Source organism: Syntrophaceticus schinkii (assembly GCF_000946815.1).
Lineage (GTDB): Bacteria > Bacillota > DSM-12270 > Thermacetogeniales > Thermacetogeniaceae > Syntrophaceticus > Syntrophaceticus schinkii.
Genome location: NZ_CDRZ01000176.1, coordinates 1 through 1,261 on the forward strand (window position 1 = coordinate 1; position 1,261 = coordinate 1,261).

Consider the following 1,261-nt stretch of genomic DNA (forward strand, 5'->3'; position numbering starts at 1 on the left):
TAAGGCTTTCGAGGAAAAGGGTCGCTTATTTACGAACGTCTTTCAATTTCTTCCTTAGTTATGATTGTCTTATCGTTCTCTTTCATCACTTTTCTGTAGTATTTCGAAGGAGTTCCAAAGGTATCTGAACGCTCAGATCACTGAGAAATATGGACGCAATACGAAAACGATCTATTACGATGTAACAAATTTTATTTTGAGATCGATGAAGAGGATGAGTTACGCAGGTTGGGACTGAGCAAAGAGAAACGCCGCGACCCCATTGTGCAGATGGGTCTGGCGATGGATGCGGACGGGATCCCGCTGCATTATGATCTGTTTCCGGGCAATACGACGGATAAGGAGACCTTCCGGCCGGTCATCGGCGAGGTCAGAAGAAACTATGATACCGGCAGGATTATTGTTGTCGCTGACATGGGGATTATTACGGGTGATAATATTTTTTATCTTCAAGGCAAGGAGAAGGGGAGAAATTTTAACGGTTATGTCTTCAGTTTTTCGGTCAGGGGTGGTACCAAGGCTTTTAAGGAGTATGTCCTCTCTGATAAAGGCTATCTGGATAAAGACGGCAAACGCCCTGATGAAGACACGGATTTCAAGCTCAAAAGCAGGGTGATCGCGCGTGATATCAATGTGACGCTGTTAAGCGGGAAAAAGGCCAAGAAAACCGTGTATGAGAAGCAGGTGGTCTTCTGGGGAAAAAAGTATGCCTTGAAGGCTCGGAGGGAGCGCGAGGATGTCTTGAAAAAGGCTCATGATCTGGCGGCTAATCCTCAAAAGTATTCGAAGGCCACAGCTTACGGCGCAGCCAAGTATGTGAAGAACGTGAAGTTTGATAAAAAGACAGGCGAAATTCTTCAGGTTAAAGACCATCTTGTCTTTGATGCTGCAAAAGTAGCTGAAGAGGAAAAGTACGACGGCTACTACGCTATTGTCACCAGTGAACTGGATATGTCGGATACTGAGGTGATCGATACTTACCGCGGTCTATGGCAGATCGAAGAGACTTTCCGTGTTACTAAGGGGGTGCTGGAAACGCGGCCGGTCTATGTGTCGCTTGAGGATCACATTAACGCTCACTTTCTCACTTGTTTTTTAGCTCTCACTATTTTACGAATAATGCAAAAGAAAACGGGCCGGCTTTTCTCTGCTGAAAGGATTGTTGAATGTCTCAACAAGATTTCCTGTTCCAATGAGCAGGACAATGTTTATTTGTTTGATTACAGAAGTGTGATCTCAGATGCTATCGGGCAAGCGCTGG

Annotated in this window: 1 protein-coding gene; it reads left to right on the forward strand. The window is 45.2% G+C overall.

Features of this window, described 5'->3' with window-relative positions:
* Positions 1–228: 228 nt before the first annotated feature.
* Positions 229–1,261: IS1634 family transposase (locus tag SSCH_RS07080; protein WP_156972160.1), on the forward strand; the 1,033-nt coding region annotated here is incomplete at its 3' end.